General features: G+C 39.9%; 16 protein-coding genes and 1 tRNA gene. 7 read left to right on the top strand and 10 right to left on the bottom strand.

From position 1 onward, the window contains the following. Positions 1 to 11: 11 nt before the first annotated feature. The 3 genes from DV872_RS15225 to trmB are packed head-to-tail and all read right to left on the bottom strand — an operon-like array spanning position 12 to position 3,148. Entirely contained in the window at positions 12 to 1,055 is a 1,044-nt protein-coding gene (locus DV872_RS15225; RefSeq protein WP_158546996.1) for a polysaccharide deacetylase family protein, read from the bottom strand. Between the two features lie 41 nt (positions 1,056 to 1,096). Next, a complete protein-coding gene (locus tag DV872_RS15220) occupies positions 1,097 to 2,458 on the bottom strand; it encodes a citrate/2-methylcitrate synthase (RefSeq protein ID WP_114630809.1) in 1,362 nt (453 codons plus the stop codon). An 18-nt stretch (positions 2,459 to 2,476) separates the two neighbouring features. Beyond that, on the bottom strand, positions 2,477 to 3,148 hold the full coding sequence (trmB, locus tag DV872_RS15215; protein WP_114630808.1) for a tRNA (guanosine(46)-N7)-methyltransferase TrmB: 672 nt from the start codon (positions 3,146 to 3,148) through the stop codon (positions 2,477 to 2,479). Between the two features lie 184 nt (positions 3,149 to 3,332). Between trmB and DV872_RS15210 the strand changes: the two genes are divergently transcribed. Together DV872_RS15210 and DV872_RS15205 are read left to right on the top strand one after the other, a co-directional pair. Next, positions 3,333 to 5,984, top strand: a complete 2,652-nt coding sequence (locus DV872_RS15210; protein ID WP_114630807.1) for a transporter substrate-binding domain-containing protein — start codon at positions 3,333 to 3,335, stop codon at positions 5,982 to 5,984. After that, the gene (locus DV872_RS15205) at positions 5,977 to 7,062 is read left to right on the top strand and encodes a hybrid sensor histidine kinase/response regulator (protein WP_158546995.1); all 1,086 of its coding nucleotides are present in this window, start codon (positions 5,977 to 5,979) and stop codon (positions 7,060 to 7,062) included. The genes DV872_RS15210 and DV872_RS15205 overlap by 8 nt, the downstream gene beginning before the upstream one ends. Here DV872_RS15205 and mfd read toward each other — a convergent pair. Beyond that, a complete protein-coding gene (gene mfd, locus DV872_RS15200) occupies positions 7,054 to 10,431 on the bottom strand; it encodes a transcription-repair coupling factor (protein WP_114630805.1) in 3,378 nt (1,125 codons plus the stop codon). The two genes, DV872_RS15205 and mfd, sit on opposite strands and share 9 nt — an antisense overlap. A gap of 44 nt (positions 10,432 to 10,475) precedes the next feature. Between mfd and DV872_RS15195 the strand changes: the two genes are divergently transcribed. The 4 genes from DV872_RS15195 to amrS all read left to right on the top strand — a co-directional run bounded on the left by DV872_RS15195 (position 10,476) and on the right by amrS (position 14,328). Next, a complete protein-coding gene (locus DV872_RS15195; protein WP_147283181.1) occupies positions 10,476 to 11,423 on the top strand; it encodes a hypothetical protein in 948 nt (315 codons plus the stop codon). After that, positions 11,423 to 12,115 (top strand): hypothetical protein, encoded by a 693-nt coding sequence (locus DV872_RS15190; RefSeq protein ID WP_114630803.1) that lies wholly within the window; start codon positions 11,423 to 11,425, stop codon positions 12,113 to 12,115. Before DV872_RS15195 ends, DV872_RS15190 begins: the two co-directional genes overlap by 1 nt. A gap of 64 nt (positions 12,116 to 12,179) precedes the next feature. Beyond that, complete coding sequence (gene metK / locus DV872_RS15185; RefSeq protein WP_114630802.1) at positions 12,180 to 13,337, top strand: methionine adenosyltransferase; 1,158 nt, start codon at positions 12,180 to 12,182, stop codon at positions 13,335 to 13,337. A 1-nt stretch (position 13,338) separates the two neighbouring features. Further along, on the top strand, positions 13,339 to 14,328 hold the full coding sequence (amrS, locus tag DV872_RS15180; protein WP_114630801.1) for an AmmeMemoRadiSam system radical SAM enzyme: 990 nt from the start codon (positions 13,339 to 13,341) through the stop codon (positions 14,326 to 14,328). A gap of 132 nt (positions 14,329 to 14,460) precedes the next feature. Here the strand turns inward: amrS and DV872_RS15170 are convergent, their stop codons facing one another. The 6 genes from DV872_RS15170 to DV872_RS15145 form a co-directional block, all read right to left on the bottom strand. Beyond that, positions 14,461 to 15,711 (bottom strand): ABC transporter permease, encoded by a 1,251-nt coding sequence (locus DV872_RS15170; protein ID WP_114630800.1) that lies wholly within the window; start codon positions 15,709 to 15,711, stop codon positions 14,461 to 14,463. Next, the gene (locus DV872_RS15165; protein WP_114630799.1) at positions 15,708 to 16,961 is read right to left on the bottom strand and encodes an HlyD family secretion protein; all 1,254 of its coding nucleotides are present in this window, start codon (positions 16,959 to 16,961) and stop codon (positions 15,708 to 15,710) included. Before DV872_RS15165 ends, DV872_RS15170 begins: the two co-directional genes overlap by 4 nt. Then, on the bottom strand, positions 16,958 to 17,788 hold the full coding sequence (locus DV872_RS15160; RefSeq protein WP_114630798.1) for a carbohydrate ABC transporter permease: 831 nt from the start codon (positions 17,786 to 17,788) through the stop codon (positions 16,958 to 16,960). The genes DV872_RS15165 and DV872_RS15160 overlap by 4 nt, the downstream gene beginning before the upstream one ends. Continuing rightward, positions 17,781 to 18,641 carry a carbohydrate ABC transporter permease gene (locus DV872_RS15155; RefSeq protein WP_114630797.1) on the bottom strand — a complete coding sequence of 287 codons (861 nt, stop codon included), beginning with the start codon at positions 18,639 to 18,641 and terminating at the stop codon, positions 17,781 to 17,783. Before DV872_RS15155 ends, DV872_RS15160 begins: the two co-directional genes overlap by 8 nt. Next, positions 18,638 to 21,676, bottom strand: a complete 3,039-nt coding sequence (locus DV872_RS15150) for an extracellular solute-binding protein (protein ID WP_158546994.1) — start codon at positions 21,674 to 21,676, stop codon at positions 18,638 to 18,640. Before DV872_RS15150 ends, DV872_RS15155 begins: the two co-directional genes overlap by 4 nt. A 136-nt stretch (positions 21,677 to 21,812) precedes the next feature. Continuing rightward, positions 21,813 to 22,196 carry a BlaI/MecI/CopY family transcriptional regulator gene (locus DV872_RS15145; RefSeq protein WP_114630795.1) on the bottom strand — a complete coding sequence of 128 codons (384 nt, stop codon included), beginning with the start codon at positions 22,194 to 22,196 and terminating at the stop codon, positions 21,813 to 21,815. A 708-nt stretch (positions 22,197 to 22,904) separates the two neighbouring features. On the opposite strand from DV872_RS15145, the gene DV872_RS15140 reads away from it, so the two are divergent. Next, positions 22,905 to 22,977: transfer RNA gene (locus tag DV872_RS15140), tRNA-Asn, on the top strand. The last annotated feature ends 25 nt before the right edge of the window (positions 22,978 to 23,002 follow it).

Genomic DNA, 23,002 nt, shown 5'->3' with positions numbered 1-23,002 from the left:
GTCGGGAATCTTCATGATTTCCGGCCGTATTTTTTTTCAAGAAGTGTTTCCATGCCCTCTACGGCATAACCTCTCTCCAGAATAATATTATCTAAAAGATCAGGCAGCATAAATGCGGTGCTCTCCAGCTCATGCAGTAGAAGAACACCTCCGTTTTCCTGTTCAGAAAAAAGAGTTTCCATCCTCTCAAAAAGAGTCTCTTTGTTCCAGTAACCCGTCTCTTTATAGGCGTAGTCGTAACTGTCAAACTGCAGTGATATAAGATACTGCTTTTCAGATATAAGCCAATTATCCAGATCTTCCGTACGTCCGGGTTCCGCATAGGGAGGACGCACCAGTATCAGAGGATATACGAAATCCAGCAGATTGTTCATGCTTTCCTGAGTGAGAATAAATTCACTTGCTATATCATCCTGATCATGTTCTCCGTCTGAATACAGACCCTTAGCCAGGTTATGGTGACTGTAGCTGTGATTACCGATCAGATGACCCTCATTTATCATTCTGAAAATTATTCTGCGGAGTTCGTTTTTTTCAGCAGGATTAGAGTATTCCAGATTTTTACCATTTATAAAAAATACTGCCTTGAGATTTCTCTCCATAAGAATATCTAGAATAGTGTCGCTGACAGTTTCTGAATTCAGGGGAGACATATTCGGACCGTCATCAAAACTCAGATATACTGTGGAAGCAAAATCCTGTTCTCTCCAGAAAACTCCATGAAGTTTTTGATCTGAATAATCAAGATTGAGAATGGAAATTACTTTTCTGAGATCTGGATCCGGCTTTTTGGAAACAATGGTATTAAGAACTTCGGGGGTCTCGGATTCTACTGTCTGTTCAACCGCTATTCCCGAAGGGGCAGTACTGCAGTAAACAAAGAGGAAACCGGAAATAATTACAAAGACCGAAATACTTATGGATTTGTTATGTCTGATAATAAAGGAGAGAAAATTATAATTATGTCTCTTTTTATTTACTTTCCCCGGAGCTGAAGGCTTAATTTTAAACCCAAATGAGCCTCCGGGGTATATTTTATGATTTATCTTTGCCATCTTCTCCCATAATAACGGGAGAAGAGAAATCATCCTAGTCTCTATTCTCTACTTTCCAGAGCTGAATATGGCATTCGAGGGCTTACATTCTTATAAGCAGGACGAATGATTCTTCCTCCGCTGACAATTTCTTCAACCCTGTGTGCACACCATCCGGGAATACGGGCGATGGCAAAAATAGGAGTATAAAGATCTTCGGGGATATTCAGAATGCTGTAAACAAAGCCTGAATAGAAATCCACGTTGGCACAGAGGGGTTTATCATTATTTTTGATCTTCTGGAATATTCCGGGAGTCAGGCGTTCAATGATTTCATAAAGAGTAAACTCATCCATTCTGCCGGCTTCCTCAGCAAGCTCTCTGGCCTTTTCCTTAAGAACTTCCGCCCTGGGATCCGAGAGTGTATATACAGCATGTCCCATTCCGTAGATTAGTCCCTTCTTATCAAAGGCATCTTTCAACAAAATCTTTGAAATATGGTCTGCAACCTCTTTTTCACTGTTCCAATCTTTAACATTTTCCTTGATGTTATCCATCATTCTGGCTACCTGGATATTTGCACCGCCATGGAGGGGACCTTTCAATGAACCGATTGCCGCTGCGATTGCGCTGTAGGTATCGGTACCTGATGATGAAACCACATGTGTTGAAAACGCTGAGTTATTACCACCACCGTGTTCAGCATGCAGTACAAGTGAAAGGTCGAGAATTTCAGCTTCTATAGCCGTATATTTTTTATTATGACGTATCATGCGCAGCAGGTTTTCCGCAGTGCTGAGCGTGGGGTCCGGCTTATGAATAAACAGACTCTTTCCTTTATAGTAGTGAGCCTTTGCCTGATAGGCATAAGCAGCCATCACAGGGAGCTGAGAAATAAGTTCAACACTCTGCCTGAGAATATTCATTACCGAAGTATCTTCGGCATCATTATCAAAGGAATAGCTGGCGAGTACACTACGGGCCAGTTTATTCATGATATTATTACTGGGAGCCTTAAGAATCATATCCTCTGTAAACTGATCGGGAAGATCTCTGTAATCACCTATTTTTTCATTAAAACTCAAAAGCTCTGATTTACTGGGCAGATAACCGAATAAGAGTAGAAATACTGTCTCTTCAAAACCGAATCTTTTTTCTTTCTGAAATCCTGTACAAAGATCCTTAACATCAATTCCGCGGTATCTGAGAATACCCTTTACCGGAACCTTGTCTCCCTCTTCCATGATATAGCCATGAACATCTCCAATTTCTGTCAGGCCTACAAGAACCCCTGTGCCGTCACGATGACGCAGTCCTCTTTTTACATTGTATTTTTCATACAAATCCAAAGGAATCCTGTTATGAGTATCCATGATTCCAGAATACTTTTTCAGGAACTGATCGTGATGTTCATTCTTTACCATTTTGTTCTCCGCTTCTTCTCATTTTTTAATATATACAAGCTCAAAAATCTGATGCGATTTTTCCTTACCCTTTCTCTCAAACTTCGTGAAAGGCCTCCATTGCTGAGGTTCTGCGAAGCCCGAATATTTATTCATCAAGGCTTTTTGATCCTCAAATACGGTGAGCATCTGCTCAGCATAATCTTCCCAGTCTGTTACGGCGTAAATATATCCGCCCTTTTTAATCTTATCTTTTAAAAGCGATACAAAATCAGGTTTTAGAATTCGCCTTTTATGATGTTTCGTCTTTGGCCAGGGATCCGGAAAAAATATATGAAAACCCTCTACTGATTCATCGGGAATCATAAATTTAAGAACTTCAACCGCATCATGCTCAATAACTCTGAGATTAGTGATTTCGTTCTGTTCTATACGATCCAGCAGCTTTCCGATACCTGGTTTGTAAACTTCGATTCCCAGATAATCCTTATCAGGATTTTCCATGGCTATTTTATAGGTTGCATCACCCATACCAAAACCGATTTCAATTACAAATTCCTTATGTGAAGATTTTTCTTCTCTTTGCAGAATTTTATTGGCAAAAGGATAGGAAAAAGTATCGTATAATCGTATATAGGCAGACTGTTGTGCCGGGCTCATCCGTCCTGCTCTGAGGACATAACTTTTAATAGTTCTTAATTTTTTATCCATAGTGGAATTGTAATGATCTGTGCATCATTTATCAAGATTCAAATTAAAAAGAAATGATGAATAAATATACAACTATATGTTATTATATCGTATTATTATTCATCAATAAAAAGGTATTGTCAAGTAGTGGCCTCATAGACATTTATGTTGTGAGAAATGCGGTAAAAAGAGTATAATTCATATCATGAAAGGCCATTTATTTCTGCTGTTCCTGCTGCTGATTACAATAATGAATATATATTCAAGTGATGATCTTATTCTAGGCAGTTTCAGTTCATATGCTCCCTATGTTGAAAGCGGCGCACAGGGTGATCTAAGAGGAATAGAAAAGGATATTGCAGAACTTATTTCTGAAAAACTCGGAGAGACTGTGGGGTACAGAAATGACAGCTGGCAGAATATCCTCTCTCAGTGGAATGATAATGAGTTATCCGGGATATTCATTTTTTCTAATACACCCTCCCAGGTAAACGATTTTAAGAGAAGCCGTGAAATTTTTGATCTGCCCCTGGCTGTTTTCAGCTTAAATCCTGATATTGGATTTAGAGATTTTCAAAAATATAAGGATATAAGAGTTGCCGTACCCGAACAGTTTGGAAATTTGATTGATAATCTGGAATCTCAGAATATCAAAATTGAAACTTTTTCAGATGAAGCTGAAGGTCTGAAAATGGTCTATTCATCAAAGGCAGATATAATCATTGGAGATCTTTACAGGCTTGATTATCTGACAAGAAAAAATTCTGAAGAAAAACTGTATCTTATGGAGATCCTCGACAGTTACAAGTCGACATACACACTGGCTGTGAGTGATGAGAATAAAAAGCTGTTTCAGCGTCTTAATGAGGCTATATCAGAAATTTCTCAGAATGAAAAAGACCGACTGCGGAGGAAGTGGGCAGAACTACCGTTGACAATGAGTGAAAAGCAGCAGGACTTTGATGATAATGAGCTGCTGTGGATAGAAGATCACAGGAATATAAGCTATGCAGCAGACTTCAAACTGCCTCCCCTTTTTATTGACAGTGATTCAGAATCAGCAACAGGAATAATTCCTGATATATTCAGCCTTATTTCCCAAAAGACCGGAATCAGCTTTATTTCATCCTCCACAGATTCTGTACTTCACCCCCTGGGTATCGGCTCAAACATTGAATTTAAAGACTATCTGCTGACAGAACCATATTTTTCTGTTCCGAATCTTATCCTGGCAAGAAACCCCAAGCGGACATACTTTAACAATCCTTCAGAACTTGCAGGACATACTGTGATTCTTGTTGATACTCATCCTGTCAGATTTTATATGGAAAATACTTATCCTGACCTGGATTATCTAATTGTAGACAGCGTCGAAACAGCATATAAATCTCTGCTCCTTTCCCGGGCCGATTTTTTTATATGCGATATGATAACTGCAGGATATTACGGGAGCAGTTCCGGCTTCAATCAGCTTGATATGGTTGGTGAAATTGAGGAAAATTCTCAATTTCAAATTGCTGTTCCTCCTGAATATGCTGAGCTTGTAAGTATTCTGAATAAGGCGTTGAGTGAAATCCAGTTATCTGAGCTCTCCTCAATTATGCAGAGATGGACAGTGGTTCGTGAGAAGAGAATAGTGGATTACAGGCTTCTAGGACAGATTCTTACCGTCTTTATTGTAATTATACTGGTGATCCTGATCTGGAATCAGAAACTGAAACAGGAAATTCAGGTCCGGATGGAATCAGAGATAGCATTAAAACTGAGTGAACACAAATCCAGAGAGGCAGAAGAGCATTCAAGGTCAGCCAGAAAGAGAGCCGAAAAACTTGCAGTGTTAGCAGAGTCCGCCAGTCAGGCAAAATCCCAGTTCCTGGCTAATATGTCGCATGAGATAAGAACGCCCCTCAACTCTATAATAGGTTTTACAGAACTGCTGGAAAGCAGCACTATGGATGATTCACAAAACCAGTATCTGACTTCTGTTAAGACTTCAGCAGAGGTACTTTTGATGCTGATAAATGACATCCTTGATCTCTCAAAAATTGAAGCGGGGAAAATGGAACTCGACAGTTCTCCTGTCTCTATAAAAAAGATACTTAATGATATGAAAGTTATTTTCAGTCAGAAGGCCGAGGAGAAAAAACTGGATCTGATCATAGATGCGGATTCCTTACCCGAAACAGAATTTATTCTTGATGCTCTGCGTCTTGAGCAGGTGCTGATAAATCTAATAGCAAATGCACTGAAATTCACCGAAAAAGGCTCCATACAGGTCAGGGCGTCAGTTCTGAACCGTGAAAGCTCTCCATGCGGCCTTGTTTTCGTGGTTGAAGACAGTGGCATCGGTATTGTACAGGACCAGATAGACAGAATTTTCAACATGTTTGAGCAATCAGAAAACCAGGATACAAGAAAGTTTGGAGGTACCGGTCTGGGACTTGGTATCAGCAGCAGGCTGGTTCATCTGATGGGGGGGACACTTTCCGTAGAAAGTAAACCCGGACTGGGTTCCCGCTTTATGGTAAATCTGCCAAATGCTGAGTGTACTGGCAGTTCTATTGCATCTTCTGAAGGAGAGAGTTCTCTGCCTGAAAAAGCTTCTTTGATGGAGAAGTATCCCTTTTCGGATAAAACCTGCACCCTTTGGAATGAAGTACGTGACAGCGGGGATCCCGATGCGATTGGGCAGTTCTGCACTTTTATACTGGAAAATGATTATTCCAATGGCGATGAAAGTCTTATGAGCATTTTAAAAAAGCTTAAAAATGCTGCTGAAAGTTTTGATCTCTCTAAAATTATTGATTTATCTTCAGTTCTGGATAACTATTTTCAGGAAGAGACACACAATGAATAAACGCAATACAATTCTTATCGTTGATGATATTCCTCAGAATATTCAGCTGGCTGCACAGCATCTGAAGTCTCTAAATTTAAAATTACTCTATGCTACATCGGGTAAAAAAGCGCTGCAGCTTCTGACAAAGAATGGGGTAGATCTGATTTTACTTGATGTGATGATGCCTGAATTGAACGGCTATGACTGCTGTCGACAGATCCGGACAAATCCCCAATGGAGGGATATACCTGTAATTTTCCTGACTGCCCGGAATGAGGTAAATGATATTATCAAGGGCTTTGAGGCCGGTGGTTCTGATTATATTACAAAACCGTTTTACGGACAGGAACTTGTAGCCAGAGTCAGGACACATCTGGATTTAAAGAATCACAGGGACCTTCTTGAACGACGTGAGGTTCAGTTAAAAGAACTTCTTCATATACTGTCTCATGATCTGAGAAACAGTCTGTCGGGAATTACCATGACCATGGATCTGGCAGAAATTGAAAAGGCTGAGCTTGAACGGTACAGAGGAAGATTGAGAGATCTGAGTACAAACGGTCTGGATATATTGGATCTTGTCCGGACGATGCTGCTCCTCGAAGAGAAACCGCTGCAGCTTAACCCTGTACTGCTCAATGATTGTATTCACCATTGTCTCCATCTACTCAGTACAAAAATTAAGGAAAAAAAGATAAATATTGTTCTGGATTTGAAAAATGATTACCGTGTAATGGCTGAAGAGACTTCATTGATCAATTCGGTTGTGATGAATATTCTGACGAATGCCCTTAAATTCTCATACAGCGGTGGGACTGTCCGGATAAATCTTAAAGAAAATAAGGATAAGATAGAACTGATTGTTATGGATGAGGGAACTGGTATTCCCGACACTCTTCTCCCCCATCTTTTTGATGTGAGAAAAGGACATAGTCTCAGGGGTACAGAGGGAGAAAAAGGAAGCGGTTTCGGACTCCCCCTGGTTAAAAAATTCATGACTGCCTACGGAGCTGAGCTGCAGGTGGAGAGCAGTGAAGCGGGAACAGCCATACATCTGCTGTTCCCGGCTATAGATCCTCTTCAGGGATCAGAGTAAAACGCTCAGTTTCTCTTTCAGAAATTCTGATTTCTCCTCCAGTCCGATTTTACCTGTTTCAATAATCATTCTCTCCGGATGAGCCGGAGAGAGTTTCACAATGCCCCGTGAAGTAGTGATCAGTTTCATCACCTTATCTACTGAGATCACAGCAACCTTGCCGAAATCTATATAAACCAGACCTTTCCGTTCTTTAAGATTTGATATCCAGAGCTGCTTACAGATAATCCTTATTTCAGACATGGCCATAAGACTCTGTACTTCTGAAGGGAGAGGACCGAAACGGTCATAGAGTTCAGCGAAAATCTTCTCCTGTTCACTCTTATCAGTAATTGAGGCTATCTTCTTATAGACTTCCATTTTTTCGGTGGGATCATTGATATATGTCTCAGGAATAAATCCTGTGTAATCCAGCTCCAGATAAACATCGGGAGCTTCTTCTTCCTTTTCACCTTCGCTGCGCTCTTTAACTGCATCTTCCAGAAGTCTCAGATACATATCAAAACCGACTGCCATGATCTCACCTGACTGTTCACTTCCAAGCAGATTACCCGCACCCCGGACTTCCATATCCTTCATGGCGATCTTAAAACCCGATCCCAGGTCGGTGAAATCCGAGATAATCTGCAGCCGTTTCATAGCCAGGTCGGTAAGGGCCTTACTTTCCGGATACAGCAGATAGGCATAAGCCAGCCTTTCACTGCGCCCTACACGTCCTCTCAGCTGGTAAAGCTGGGATATACCGTACATATCTGCACGGTCGATGATAATTGTATTTACATTAGGAATATCAATTCCATTCTCTATAATCGTAGTGGAGACGAGAACCTGGAATGCTCCGCTGATAAAACGGTGCATTATCTCTTCAAGTTCACGGGATGACATCTTTCCGTGAGCGATCTCGACGAACACTTCGGGTACAAGATCCTGTAGAAAGACCTGGATACTCTCAAGACTTTCAACACGGTTATGCAGGAAGAAAACCTGACCGCCCCGTTCTATTTCTCTGCGAATGGCACGGGAGACGGTACCGGGATCAAATTCCTGAATAAGAGTTTCAATGGGCTGTCTGTTTTTAGGTGCGGTTTTTAATACTGACATGTCCCTGATCTTAACCATGGACATATGAAGAGTCCTGGGAATAGGAGTTGCTGATAGTGTCAGACAGTCAATATTTGTCTTTATCTCCTTCAGTTTCTCTTTGTCTTTAACACCGAAACGCTGCTCTTCATCGATGATCATAAGACCCAGGTTCTTGAATCTGATGTCCTTTGACAGAATCCTGTGTGTTCCGATCAAAAGATCAATCTCACCCGCCTCCAGTCTCTTGAGCACCCCTTTCTGATCTGCCTTTTTAACAAATCGTGAAAGCATTGCAATACGGATGGGAAAACGTTTGAAGCGTTCCAGAAAATTTTCATAATGCTGTTCGGCAAGAATGGTTGTTGGACAGAGAAAGGCGACCTGTCTCCCCCCCATAACACCCTTGAAGGCGGCTCTCATGGCAATTTCGGTCTTTCCATAGCCCACATCACCGCAGACAAGACGGTCCATGGGACGGGGTGATTCCATATCACCCTTGATCTCTTCAACGGCTTGAAGCTGATCCTTTGTCTCCTGATAGGGAAATGAAGCTTCAAACTCGACCTGAAAATCATCATCCCTGGGAAAACTGTAACCCTGAGCAGTCTGACGGCCCGCATAAAGTGTTATCAGTCTGTCCGCAAGATCTTCGACAGATTTTCTTACCTTCTTCTTCTTATTATCCCAGGTTTTTCCGCCTATTTTGTCGAGTCTTGGATTACGGCTCTCCTGACCTATATACCTCTGAACAAGGTTCACCTGTTCGATAGGAACAAAAATCGTATCACCCGCGGCATATTTCAAGGCAATATAATCCCGTTCATTGCCGGCGGCACGAATTCTTTCAATCCCCTTAAAGAGGCCGATTCCGTAATTGACATGTACCACATAGTCACCGGGGTTCAGCTCTACAAAAGAATCGATGACTTCACTTTTTGATTTCTTTACAGAGCTGGGAACCTTCTTACGGCGTCCGAATATCTCATTTTCCTGAATTACAATGATATTATTATCCGGTAGAGCAAATCCTGATGAGATGCTATGGGGGATCATTACAGGTTCATATTCCCTGAGCATATAGCCTATTCTGTCAGACTGGGACTCGGATTCAGCAAATATATAAATCTGCATATTCCGGTCTCTGTATTCCTGCATCTCCTCTTTAAGATAATTGATATTACCGAAGAAGGAGTGTCCGGGATCACAGTTGAACAGTATGCTCTCTTTATTTTCATCCTGTGTCAGGTTATGGATTTTAAAAAGCTTTCTATGGAGTGGAAGTATATTGTCCAGGCTGTTATGTATTCTTCCAGGCTCAGGAACAGTAAGCTCCTGATCAACTGCCTGCAGATAGAGCTCATCATATTCGTTGATAAGATGCTTCTCACCGGATGAGAGGCTCTCTGTATCCACCATAAAGACAAGATCATCATCACTGAAGTAATCCAGCAGAGTAGCCGGTTTATCAAATGCCAGGGGATAGAAAAGCTCCTCCCCTCTGAACTCACCTGTTGTTCTTAATATCTCACAGGCTTCAAGAGCTTCTTCGAAGTTGTTTTCAAGAGTGGATATAAGCTCTTCATCCCATATGACCTCTTTTGTCGGATAGAGGGTAAGATTCTTCTTCTTATCCCCTGAACTCTGAGAGACGGGATCGAAATATTTGATCACTTCTATATCTTCAAACTCAAAAACGACCCTTACGGCATCTTTATCTCCCGGCATAAAGACATCCAGAACTTCACCTCTTAAGGCGAATTCACCGGCCACAGTGACCCTCGGGACCCTGAGGTATCCGAATTCCTGAAGTTTCTTTTCCAGAAAGACAGGATCCAGAGAATCACCGATCCTCAGATCAATCTTCAGATCCTCAAGATATTTTCTTGGAGGGAGATATGAAAGAAATGAGCGCAGAGAGGCCACATAGAGGGTCTCCTTCTCCTCCATAATAGAGAAAAGGGTATTTACCCTGTTTCCGAACACAGAGGCCTGAGGGGACACACCCTTGTAGACCATGGTTCCCCACCAGGGGAAAAGGAGTACATTGTCGTGAAAGATAGAGAGGTCAGTCACCATTTCGGCGGCTTCAGCCTCTGTTCCGGTGATAATCAGGCCATTACGGCTGCCAAGTTCCTGTATTTTTCTAATAAATCCGGCAAGATAGTTGCCCCGGATTCCTGAGATATTCACAGGATAGCTGCCATTGTTCATACTGTCTAAAACAGCCTGATACGAAGTGTTCTTAGTAAAATGTTCTCTGATGGTATTTTGGTATAATGTTATCATTTAAAAAAACCGAAACTTATAATAAAGATTATTCGGGAGATCCAATGGCCAGACAGCGTATGTGCTTATTAATTCTGATCACATTTTTCACAACCCTATCAGCTTGGTCTGCTGATCCGGTATTCAGCATAAGGTATTATAATAAGAAAATCTATTACCCTGACAGTCCTATACAGGTGAAAGTTCTTCTTTCAAACCCCGGATCTGAATCTTTATCATTTAGAATTGCCGAGAACAGAACCTATAACTTTCTGTTTACACTCAAAACAATGAAGAACGAATTTCTCCCTGCTTCCAGGGAATATCTTGTAAATTTTGACCGTAATGAACCTGCTTTTTATAGGATGATAACCTTGGAGCCCGGTGAAGAATTCGGGTTTATTCTTGAACTGGATGATTTTGTGATTGCCGATGATCCGGGAGTCTATGTTCTTGACGGAATGTTTTTTCCCGAACTTAAAAATAGAGATCAGGGTTCGGGTATTCAATCCAATCAGCTCTCTCTCACTGTACGCCCCGGAATGTATGAAGGTGAATACAAGGATATGATTGATCTGGAAACAGGCAGTATTCTTGCCTCCTCGAATATGGCTCCCGATGAAGTTGTGGAGTATACACTCAAGGCACGGCAGAAAAATCAGTGGAATAAATTCTTTCTATATCTTGATTTAAAAGAGATCCTTCTCCAGAGCAACATGACAAGACGTCAGTTTGAAAAAATGTCTCAGGAAGAACAGACTGCTTCAGTTGAGGCCTACAGGTTGGATCTTGAACTTAATCGTGTTCCTGAAAATCAGGGCATTGTCGATATCCCCGTAGAATATGAAATCCTTCAGACAAGCTATACAAGCAATGAAGCAAAAGTAATTGTAAGAGAAGTCTTCCAAAATACAGGCTTCAGGGAAATTAAAAAATATACTTATTATCTGAACAGATTTGAGAATATCTGGAAGATATATCGCTACGAAGTCAAAAACATAGGAACTGAATAATGAAAATAGTGCTTATTTCCGGAGACAGTGCTGCTGCATCCCGTATAAACAGATATTTCACACCCGCAGGTTACGGATTTATTCACTATGTGAATCCTCTTAAAGCCATGGATAATTTTTCAGAAATAAAACCCGATGTTGTTTTATTTCATGAAAGTGAGTATCCAAGGCATTGGAAATTGGCTGTAAAATTCCTCAGAGAGAATTTTTCCAGGGAATCCTCCCCTTTCATTCTTCTGGTGGATCCACTTTTCAATGAAGAGGATGCCCATAAGGCTCATTTTCTTGGAGTAAACGGATTATTCAGTATTGAAGATACAATTGAGAACCTGGAGTCCATGATTCTACGCTATAAAGTGGCACCTGAAGTTAGAAAATCACATCAGCTGATACCGGTTGGAGAAACACGCATGGATTTCATGTTTATGAATCCTACCAATCTGCAGCTGATTAACACTCATGTACTGGAACTCTCTACATTCGCTGCGGTTCTCAAGGTTGAAGAAGCCTATAAAACAGCAGATCTTGAAAAAGGGACAATATTGAAGAACTGCTCTCTCAAGACTCAGGACGGTATCATCAATGTGAATGCAAAGATTGAGCAGACTGGTGTGATTCTTGAAATTACTTTCCTTGACGGAACAGGGAACTGGCAGAGGGATGTTCAGGAATCTATTGAGGCGTTACAGTAACAGAACTGCTTAACATAAATCCTCTAAAAGATTACAATGTAACCTCTTTTATCTGGAGGTTAGAATGAATTCTCGAAAAAAATATCAATTTACATCCGAAAGTGTGGGCGAAGGACATCCGGACAAGGTCTGTGACCTTATCTCCGATGCCGTGCTGGATAAGGCGCTTGAGCTTGATAAAGAATCAAGAGTAGCCTGCGAATGCTTTGCATCTACCGGAATGATACTGGTTGGTGGTGAAATCACTACCAGCGGTTATATAGATTTTATACAGATAGCCAGAGATACCCTTAAGGATATCGGCTATGATGATCCCAACTTCGGCATCGACTATCACTCATTTTCCGTACTCTCTGCAATTAAACCCCAGTCTACAGATATCAGTCAGGGTGTTACAGCCGGTCTGGGACTCCACAAGGAGCAGGGAGCAGGCGACCAGGGACTTATGTTCGGATACGCCTGCCGTGATACGGAAGAGCTTATGCCCGCCCCTATTCAGTTTTCACATCAGATAATGCGCAAAGCCGCTGAAGTAAGAAAGAGCAAGGTTCTGGATTTCCTGAGACCCGATGGAAAATGTCAGGTTACCGTTGATTATATTGATGGAAAACCCGCTCATATTTCAACTGTTGTACTGTCTCATCAGCATAATGAGATTGCCCACTCTGTTATTGAAGCAGGATTAATCGAAGAGGTAATTAAAAAAGCTCTTCCCCCGGAACTTCTTACATCTGATACTGTTTATCATATCAACCCAACAGGTAACTTCGTAATCGGTGGACCCGAAGGAGATGCCGGACTTACAGGAAGAAAAATTATTGTTGATACCTATGGTGGAGCAGCGGCTCACGGTGGTGGAGCATTCTCCGGTAAGGACCCTTCAAAGGTTGACCGCTCTGCAGCCTATCTGGCCCGTTATATTGCTAAAAACCTTGTTGCAGCGGGTTATGCTGACAACTGTCAGGTACAGCTGGCCTATGCCATAGGTGTTGCAGAACCTGTATCTCTCTATGTAAATACATTTAATACAGGTAAAATTGCAGAAGATAGAATCGAAGAGATCGTACGAAAAGAGTTTAATCTGACTCCTGCAGGAATAATCACCCAGTTTGATCTTAAACGGCCTATTTATTATCCTACAGCAGCCTACGGTCACTTTGGACGTCCCGAATTCCCATGGGAAGCGGTAGACAAGATAAAAATTCTTCAGAAACATCTCTGATATGAGTGTTGAGCTGTTCAGGTCCCGGGAATCCCGGGACTTTGAATGTCTTTTATGTCCCCATCACTGCATTCTAAAACCAGGAATGCAGGGGATATGCCGCGTCAGAAAAGCAGACAACAGCTCTATTTTTTCTGATCTGAATCCGGTAACAGTTATTGCAGAAGACCCCATTGAAAAGAAACCATTTTATCATTTCCATCCTGGAAGTCAGACTCTATCCATAGGGTTTTCAGGGTGTAATATGCGCTGTCCCTTCTGCCAGAACCATGAACTGGTTGACAGCAGAAGAACGAACGAAATATGGACTCCTGAATTTATTGTAAAAACTGCTTTAGACAGAAACAGCAGTTCCGTTTGTTTTACATATTCCGAACCCACTATGCATTATGAATTTCTTATTGAATGCTCAACCCTGCTCAAAAAAGTTGGAATTCCGGCACTTCTTGTTACAAACGGATGTATAAATCCTGAACCCGCAGGATGGCTTCTGAAACATTTAAGCGCCGTGAAGGTAGATCTGAAGAGTTTTAATAGAGACTGGTATAAAAATGAGTTAAAAGGCGATCTTGATACGGTATGCAGCTTTATCGAGACTGCATACGATTTATGCCACCTCGAGGTGGTTTCCCTTATTATTCCCGGTATGAACGACAGTATTGATGAAATTGCAGCATCTTCTGATTTCCTCTCCGGGATATCAGAAGACATACCCTTTCACCTGACGGCCTACTATCCACAGCATAAATACAGCATTCCCTCTACATCCTTTTCCCTGTTGAACAAACTCCAGGATAAGGCATTAGAAAAACTAAATTATGTTTACACCGGTAATACAGGACAGATTGAAAATACATACTGTCCTGAATGCGGCTCTGTAGTTATATCCAGAAATCTCAGAGATTCCCAGAGTCTGCATACACCCAGATGCCGGCAATGCGGCTGTATTATCTATGGATGCTTTTCAGACACTATTCATAGATTAGGTTGATAGATTTCTTCCTCCTGTGTATATTTTTTTCATTGAAATATTCCCCTGTAGCTCAGTTGGTAGAGCGGATGGCTGTTAACCATCATGTCAGCAGTTCGAGTCTGTTCGAAATAACTTCGGACAGTCCATTTATTATTGCCCTTTAATTTTCATATTGCAATTTGAGTTGTAATATATTCCTGCGGGGCGCTCTGAATCCCTGCTTGCTGATACTGTAATAAACAGGAACAACAACAGATTTATTTTAAAATCAAAAACAGGCTCTATCCCCAATAATATAAAAAGAAGTGTGAAGGATATGTTTATTAAAGGGAGAAACAGACTGTGTTTTAACGATACCTGCTCTATCCTGCATAGAAGAAAGAAAAACGGTAGATAGAGAAACAAAAAAATAGTAAAACTCATTGTTTCCAGAATCTGTGGCAAAACAACAACAGGGTTAATACTCATTGTCCTATTCATTATGAATTTTACCGGAGATAAGAGAATTTTCTTTCCTGTGATATGGCTTAATACTTCCGGTGGAATATATGGATTGAACCATAATATCACGGCTAATCCGATTAATACGGGAGTATAAATAATATAAATGAATGGATCCAGACCTATTATCATTTTTAGACAGGCGGCCCTGTACATTGTTTTTATTTTTTCTTTGTAGATTTTTTTTCTCTTTAAAAAATTTTTCTTAAATATACTGATAATTCCTGAAAAAATTAGAGTCCCCAGACTGAGATAAAGAAAATTCCTGAATTGTTTTACTAAAGCAAATCGCTGGTTTATATTGAGATTTTTCTGAGCTTTTACATCTAAATAAGTATAAAGATCATTTACATCAATTTTAGAATCTGATCGTATCTGAAGCAGATTGATACCGGTTTTTTTTAAAGCTGTATTATTTAAAGAGATCAAAATATCGGGTGATGGAATACCCAGCTCTTTTATCAGTGGTGAAACTTCAAATATCCCTGATATCAGATGGAGTTCACCGTTAAAAATAATCTGCTCACCCACTACATCATCGCTGTTGAAGAGATTGTAAGCTGTTTCTCTCCTGATGATGACAGCCCGGTCTATATCGAATGCTCCTCTTATCATGTGGATTGGGTTGTAACTCATATAATAAGAGGATACGGCCAAAACTGAAACAGCCTGGTTCTTCTCTAAACTCAATACCCCGGTAGTTTCGAAAACAGCAATGACATCCCAATCAGGATTTTCCTTTGTAATAATGTTAAGCTTCTCTTTCAGCAATATGCCCTGCTTATTATATAGATCAATCCTGTCGGGGATGGGCAGTCTATTTTCTATCCACACATTTTCCAGAATACACAGCAGAGTGATGCTTAACCACATTAGAGCCAGAGGGACCAGTTTTTTCACTCTATCAGTACCCTGTCGTTTTCATTCAGGGGAATACGGTCTTCATCCAGTACGACAGCGGAATCTGAGATAATTTCTCCAGAAACAGCAACACTGGTATCGCTGCTCTCCAGTACTTTTATTCTGATTTTCTTAATTATATAGGATTTTGAAAGGGCTCCTTGTTTTTCCACCGCATGATAAATGAATTTTTCTCTTCCCGTTCCCCTTATAGACCGTTTTGGTACTATGAAATTGTAAAATCCTGATCTTTTTCGCAGGATAAAATAACCTGTCTCATTTCCCGTTAAACTATCATCGTTAACTGAAAAAGTCAGAGTCGCAGTTGAGCCGTTATTATTTGAATAGATGGATTCCAATCGACTTTCAATCTCTTTATCTCCATTTAAATAGATGCTCGCATAATCCCCCGGACTGGCATCCTTTATCTGATCCAAATCTGTTTCTGCCTCAAAAATATAACTATTATTACTGCTGTTTATCATTGATAGGACGGGATCTTCCCGGGAGATTTTTTCCCCTTCTTCACAGTATATTGTCAAGATTTCTCCCTCTATTGTTGATCGAAAAACGGACTGGCTTTTCAGGTCAGTCAAAATATCAACTTTCCGCTTCAGAACTTTTAATTCCATTTCCAGGGTTGAGATCCTTCTCTGTACATTTCTTATTCGAGTTGCCTCATTCTGCTTGTCTGTCTCCTCTCTATTGAGAGACTGCAGGTATTTGGATTGTATCTGTTCCAGGACAATATCGGCCTCATCGAGAGCTCGTTTAGAAATGGAGCCAGAATCATACATCATCATTTTTGTGTTTTTGTCCTCAGTGACGAATTTCAATTGTTTTTCCAGTTCCCGGATATTGTATAAAATGATCTCTTTGCTCTGTAATTCCTCTTTTAACTGATCTAGCTCCAATTTTGTTTTGTGATATTTAATATATTCCTGTTCGTAAGTATTATTGATCATAGTCGAGTTCAATTGAAATAATTCTGTCCCCTCCTCTATTTTATCACCGGGATTTACAAGAACTCTATCAATGATCAGTGTAGTAGGAAGGTAAAGCCTGGTGCAGACTTCCGGCTTGATTTGCCCTTGTCCACGGATTATCTTTACTAGATGTCCCTCCCTGGGTTTGACTGTTTTAATCCTTGGTGTATTGAGATTATTAATAGTCTTGGAGAAAAAAGTAAAAAACAAAATCATTGCTATAAAGAGATAAGTCGACTTTTTTAAAAAGGTTTTATAGATCATTCTTTAACCCCTGTGCTGGTAATACCTGTCACCAGTGATTGTTCCTTATGTAAAAACAGGAGAAGAAAAGGGATCATATAAATTGAAGAAGCAGCAAAGCCGATACCAACCTCCTGTAAGTTGATCCTGCTCAGGATCAATGATAGAGGATACAATCTGCTGTCTTTGAGAAATATGAGAGGCTGTTCCACCATATTCCAGTTATCCACTCCTAAAAGTAGCATCAGGGCCGCAATCCCCGGTTTCAGAAGGGGTAGGCATATGTGAATATAGATCATAAAATCGTTAACTCCCTCCAGCCTGGCCGATTCGATATAGGATCTAGGAATAGTCGACATAAACTGGCGGAGAAGAAAAACTCCGAAGGCAGAAAATATACCCGGAAGAATAAGGGCTCCCCAGTTGTTCAGAAGCCCCAGCTTACTGGAAATTATATAATTGGGAACAAGAGTCACCTGAAATGGCATCATCATAACGACAACATAGAGAAAAAAAAGCTTTTCCCGTCCTTTAAAAACATAAACCGTAAAGCCAAATGCAGCCATTGAAGCTATTATTACCTGACCCGTAAGAATTACTGATGTAATAATCACCGAATTCCAAAAATAAGAGAGATATTTTGTTTCTTTGACCAGAATCTTTAAATACTGATCAAAAGAGACATTCTGGGGAATCAGGACGAGATTAGGCAATTCTTTATCGGCATAGTAGGTCATCAGAATCTCCTCTTCCGACATAAAAGAGTTCGACAATATCATAATAAGTGGAAAAACAAGAACAGCGGTTATCGGGAGAAGGACGACAGCCCTTATCTTTTTTTTATCCATAAGAAAGGTCCTTTTTTCCTCTGTTAAACAGATAATAAACCAGAATAAAAATGAGAAACGCCATAATAACGCTGGCTGATGACAGTTTTTGAAGATCCAGTTTTACAAAGGTATTATTGATATAATGCTGAATCATGTATAAACGCTTATCAGGGTAATAACCCGTCAGAAGAAATATCTCCCTGAATACTTTAAATGAGTTGATTATTGATATAATGACTACAAAGATTGTTACAGGAGCCAGATATGCCAGTGTGATTCTGAAAAAAATGAACAATGAACCGGCACCATAGCATCTGGCCACATCAAAATATGACTTGGGTATGCTGTTTAATCCGGCTAGAAAAAGGATCATATTGTACCCCAGGTTTTTCCATATAAAGAGAGAGATAATTACCAGCAGGGAATACTCGGAATTCAGCCAGTCAATGGGAGGAAAATCCATCCAGAGAAGGAAAGAGTTGAGGAGTCCGAACCTCTTGAACAGTATCTGCCAGACAATGACTATGGAGGCCGTTGGACAGACCAGCGGAGTTATAGCCAGAGTTCTGAATAATCCCCTCTTATACGTCGCTTTGTTCAGGCGCAGTGCAAGGGCCAGTGACAAAAAAACAAGCAGAGGGACAGATAATCCCGTAAAAAGAACAGAGTTGATAAGTGCTCTTTGAAAAACAGGATTCTGTATCAGATCGATATAATTCCTTAATCCTGCAAACTCCCTGTTAAATGGAGAATCGATTAACGAGTTATAGACGCTCATAATAAAAGGAATCAGGTAAAAAAGGGAAAAACCGGCCAGGCTTGGGCCTATAAAAAGGAATATCCAGCCGGTTTCTTTGTTTGGTAAGTTCATTCGTTTATATAGGTGTTTACCCGTTCTTTGACCATGGAGGCAGTCTCATCTCTAGAAATTGTCCCTTCCAGAAATGGATCTAGCTGTTCGAAAACTATTTTATCCAGGGCTCTGATCCGATACGGAATATGTCTGAACTTTTCATTTATTCTGTAATAATTATTTATATCCTCTTCTGTATATTTTGCCAGACCATCGTATCTCATTGTTCCGGAGTCATCAGAAAAACTGCAATGGAATTGTTCCGAGTTTTTTAATGATGCGATGGTTCTCTCTTTAAGAAGTTCCTTATGTACAGGCGTTGAATGAATAAACATCTTCTCCTGATATTCTTTTGTAAATACGGTTTTCAGGAAGTCCCAGGCTTCATCCTTGTATTCCGAATGGCTGTTGATCCCGAGCAGAGTGGTTCTGAAGTGTAGATCATTGTTAGCTAAAATCGGGTGTACGATCATAACCGGTTCATCATTAAAAATATGCTTTTTATGAATAAGATCAGTCCAGAATTCCTGTATTCGATTACTGAGGAAGACTGTGGACCCTTCTTCCATAGAGTTATACATTCCAACCGCTCCGGAGATACCCGATTTTACAATATCTCCATTTTTAATTGTATCTATTATCTCCAGATAGCTTTTGAAACCATATTCATCGAATTCTTCGCTCTCTCTGTTCAGAAAGTAATTGTTCATGATTAGAATCTTTCCTAAAAAGAACATACTGTGCTCATCAAATTCTGGGATACCGAAGGGGTAGATTTCCATCCCGTTACTGTCCGTTCTTCTCTCTTTTTTTGCTATTTCAAGCAGTTCTTCCCATGGTATATCAATATAGGAACCGGAATAACCATATTTTTTCATAACTGATTCTTTAACGGAGAAGGTTATATCATCATCCCATATATCTGTTGCGAGTCCATAAAGCCCCCTGTCAGTTTCAGCCGCTGTCAGGGCCGGCAGATAATCGTCTCTATTAAAGGAATCATCCTCAAGATAGGGATTCAAATTTTCCAGAACTCCTTTTGCCATATACTCTTTATAGGGCAGATATGAGAGATAGATAATGTCCGGTCCATTTCCTGCCAGTATTTCGGTGCTTAATTTCTGAGTATATGCTTCCCAGTTTTCATTGTTGTTCTCATATTGGGAGACGACAATTTTAACGTTTGCTGACGTCTGATTATATTTTTTTGCTGCATATTCCATAGAAGAGTGAAGATAGGGCGGCATCCGAATCGTCATTGACGGTCTGTTATCTGCGTCTCTTTCTTTATCTGTAATTTTCAACTGATGTAAAAAGAGCTCCCCGGAATTGGAATTCCATGACGTTATATAAATTGAATTATCAATCTTGATGAAATCAGTACTGAACAGTGTCATCAGCTCCGGATAGTCTTCACTGTTTGCTATGTAGCCTTTAAAGCTGGAATCATCATACTCCTTAATCCCCTTGGTATCCATTATCAGCAATCTATCGTCATGGAAGCTTATTACAGAGTTTTCATAAGCTGTCTCAAACTGCCTAATTTCACTGGTCTCACTATTCATGATATTAATCTGTTTCAGATTGTCCCAGGAGATATAATATAATGCTCCATCGGGGGATATCGTCATGGAACGAATGGGTACCTCTCCAATTTTCATCACCCTTTTACCATTTTTGTAAACTTCCAGCATATCTTCATTTTTGACATACAGAGTCCCACTACCATCAACTTCTATTTTAATTCCGGGCCAGATTTGAACATCCTTAAGACTCATTATTTCCTCGATGGAATCATCATCAAGGTACTTTATCAAGCGTCCAGAGTTCCTTTCAGAGTCATAGATAAAAACAAAAAGATCCCCGAGATGATCTACTGCAAAGGAGAAAATATCATCCCGATTTGCCTCTATGGATATCTGATTACTAATTTCACCTGACTGATTGTAATAGCTAAAACGTATACTTTTATCATCTCTTAGAGCCAGTACGATCTCGTCCTCAGGTGTTGAATAAATGATACTGTCATTAAAAGAATCTTTATTTTCACCATTTTCACCGAGAACCAGATTGAAGCTTTCATTTATAACACTCAATTCAGATATTTTTACATAGGAAAAATCATTTGGATCAATGATTTCCTTTGCTTCTGAACAGCCGATCAATACTGTTAAAACAAGAGGAATAAAAATCGCTGCCAGACCGGCTATTTTTATAGCTTTAGTCGCTTTTTGAGTAATGGGGTTCATCATGTTGCTAATCCTTTCTTTTATTATTCGTTTTTTAATAAAGCCCGTTGCTAGGTATTGATGATTATGATTTTTCAAAGATTCAAGTTCTTCAATTATTAATCTACTGTATTCAATGACATCTTTTTTATTGGTAACACTCTGATCTGCCAGTAATTCTTTTAATAATTCACCACAATTTTTGTATAGATACCACAGAGGATTGTACCAGTTCAGGCAGATAACAAGGCTTTCCAAAAGTGTCCATAGATTATGATTCCCTTCAATATGAGCCAGTTCATGGATTAAAATAGACATGGTCTTTTTTTTATTTAAATAACTGTAGGGAACAAATATTTTTTTGGAGAAAAATCCCGTTGAGAATGGAGAATGAACTTTTTTTGAATAATAGACCGGATAATTTCTGTATACCCTTCTGCTGCTGGTTTTAATTATTTTTCTTTCTTCCACACTCTGTATTAGAACTGTTATGAAAAGCAGAAGGATAAGAAAACAGGGGATAAATGGGAGCAGGTTTAATAGTTTAATACCATACGGATAGATCCTTCTCTTTGGCTCTATCTGTTTCGGAATACTGTATTTTATTATTGGTTCTATTCCATTCTGTTCGACTTCATTATCAATTACATCAGCAGTAAAATTCTCGATAGGGGCAGAAGTAGACTCATTTTGTTCAGGACTCTCCTGAAATTCGGGAGTCCATTCTCTATTGATGTCTATCTCAGGAGCGATCTCCAGACGATCTGTGACAAAACTCAATGAAAAGTGCATCAGGATAAACAGGACTGGCAATCCCAAAAACATTACTGTTGCCCCTCTATGAACAATCCATCTGAAAGATGGGGATAGTTTTTTGATAAAGCAAATCAGATAGAAAATTATTAATGGGCTAAAAAGAATCTGAGTCTTCAGTGATGTAATCAGCATTGACCTGACAAAATCACTCATCCTTCAATTCCTGTTCTTTTTTATCAATGAGTGCTTTTAATTCATTGATTTCCTCTTTATTCAATTTTTCATAGTTGATGAGGGTTGTTGCCATGGCGACTTTATTATTCCCGAAAAAAATGGAGACAAGATTTTTAATCTGATTAATAGAGAGCTCATTTTTCGAAACGAGTGGGAAATATGTGTAGGATCTACCATTTTTCTCATGATCGATGAGTTTCTTCTGCTCCATTATCTGAAGTGTTTTGAGGATGGTTGTGTATTGGGGGGTTTTATCTTCTTCCCAGGATTCCAGTATCTGGTTGACTGTTGCCCGGGAGCCCAGTTTCCAGATTATTTTTAATATTTTTGATTCCAGCTCTGTCAATCTCTTCATGATTACCTCAAAATGAGACTATTACGAAATCTTTCGTATGTCAATGGTGAATTTGTATTCATCTTGGTGACACTAAGGATAATAATGTTGTAAATGTAATGCTTGAACATAATCGGTTTTCAGGAATTCTCAAAAACTGACTCAAGACAGTAGAAATGACACATCTTCAGTAAATTCTGTTTTTTTTCTTTTCACCTTCTTTTGGTTTAGTGTAAAAGGACATGTTAAGCCGGTATTCATGGACTTCACGATAGGTATTCGTCTGTACCGCAGAATCCTCTGCTTTTCCGAGGATGACATACGGATATTGAAACAGAAAATGATAAACAGTGACGGATTCCTTCTCAGACTTTCTGCCTAAACGTGTCCTATAGGATCAGTCCCTTCAAGGATAGGAACCTCACATGTTTTTCATTTTAAGCAAGTATATCGGAAGATTTATGATAATAAAACGGAGAGAGCATTTCATCAGACAGCTTATTCCCTGCAAAATGAATAGAATATTCCCGGGATCCCGCATTTAACTCTAAGCAGACTGTAGAAGGACGCTCGTAAATCTGTTTATCATGTGCATGTAGGAAATTCAGGATAGTTGAAAAATATGTACTGTCCTGAATGCGCTTGTCTCTATGGTTGTTTTTTAGACTCTATTCACAGTTTCGGTTGACAGTTTTCTGCCTCCTGTGTATATTTTTTTCATTGAAATATTCCCCTGTAGCTCAGTTGGTAGAGCGGATGGCTGTTAACCATCATGTCAGCAGTTCGAGTCTGTTCGGGGGAGTAATTTTAAGAGACAGGCTCAGCTT

Origin of the sequence: Oceanispirochaeta sp. M1 (assembly GCF_003346715.1) — a bacterium.
Taxonomy (GTDB): Bacteria; Spirochaetota; Spirochaetia; order DSM-2461; family DSM-2461; genus Oceanispirochaeta.
Note: the sequence above shows the minus strand (reverse complement) of the source record. Positions and strands in the feature narration are given on the sequence as shown.